At 58.0% G+C, this 1,321-nt stretch carries 2 protein-coding genes; both read right to left on the bottom strand.

What is annotated here, in order from left to right:
- Positions 1–221 precede the first annotated feature (221 nt).
- Positions 222–998, bottom strand: a complete 777-nt coding sequence (locus ABD892_RS10655) for a hypothetical protein (protein ID WP_345195605.1) — start codon at positions 996–998, stop codon at positions 222–224.
- 94 nt (positions 999–1,092) lie between these two features.
- Positions 1,093–1,321, bottom strand: a 229-nt coding sequence (locus ABD892_RS10650; RefSeq protein ID WP_345195604.1) for a hypothetical protein, incomplete at its 5' end; no start/stop codon positions are given.

Here is a 1,321-nt window from a genome sequence, read left to right as displayed (position 1 = left end):
TTCATGCGTCCTGTGTCATAAGTCGAGTGTCGCTTGTCGCCCACCGACGCCCACCAACGCCCTGTCCTTCCGATGTTGAGAGCGCCACGGTGTGGACACCCTGGCACCCCTGACGCTTTTGCTGTTGGCGTCAGCCGAAGCAGTCCGTCAGGACTGCCCGACACGCCTTGATTGACACGCGACTATCGCCCAAGGCTTTAGCCCTGGGCGATGGTTGCTTGTCACATATCAATGTTGAGCGCCTGTGCCCGAACGCGAGCGTCCAGTGCGGCTACACGCTTGGCGGTTGTCGCGTAACGGTCGCTCATGGCACGGGCTGTGTCGTAGTCGAACGCATACTGCCGTTCCCCGAGAATGCTGTCCGTCACCTCTGAGCCATAGGGCAGGGTGTGGCGACGGGCACGCTCGAAGCGAGACGCATAGGCGTTCCATACTTCGCTACAGGCCAGATGCAGAACGTCCAGCGCCTCGATGTAATCCGCCACTGCCGGACGATCAGCGGCGTCCATGGCGTATTTATCGGTGGGCGTCTCGTCACGGATGTCCTTGGCTTTCGCCTGCTGGCGAGCCAGTGTCCGGACATCCGACTCATGGCGGCGTTCTGCGGCAGCGACACGGTTCACTGCGGCGTTGAAGATACTTTCCAACGCGAAGATCACGTCCCGTGTCTCATAGCGGGGGATGTTGATGTCTTCCCCGTACTCACCACCGCCGATCACGGTTTCCTGACTGCCTGCAATGTCCACGAATGCCGCCAGCGGTGCTGAATCAGACAGCCGGTGGTGCAGGGTGTTGGACAGCAGGGTCAGCAGTTCGGCGCTGTAGTTCCTGCCGACACAAGACTCAAGACCGGCACGGAACAGCTTCTTGCCGATGGCCTTGAGCTTGGTCTGGTTGGTATCCAGCTCGTCACAAGGCATTGGCTCTTTGGCTTTGTTGGCCTTGCGAGTGGCGGCTGCTTTCTTGGCTGCGATTGAACGTGCGTTGTTAGTTGTCATATTGACTTCCTCTTTAGTGATTGATTGAGTGACACCTGCCTTTTGCCGGTGTCATAAAGAAAAAACCCTCTTGCGAGGGTAAAAAATGTCAGGTTCAGGCTGCGTCCTCCTCCTGTTGCAGCCGTTCCATGATCTCGACCAGCAGCGAAGGCTCCATGCCCCAGATGTCGCTGCTCACTTCCCGTTCAAGGGCGTTGTCGCGCTCGAAGAAATCCTCCGAGTCCTGACCTCCGGCCTTGATGCCATTGGGTCTGACGGTTATCTGTCGGTAATGCACCATGCCACCTTCCTCCTCTGTTGATGACAAAGAAGAAAACCCTCTG

Source organism: Kistimonas scapharcae (assembly GCF_039540975.1).
GTDB classification, from domain to species: Bacteria; Pseudomonadota; Gammaproteobacteria; order Pseudomonadales; family Endozoicomonadaceae; genus Kistimonas; species Kistimonas scapharcae.
This window is presented reverse-complemented; position numbering and strand designations above follow the sequence as displayed.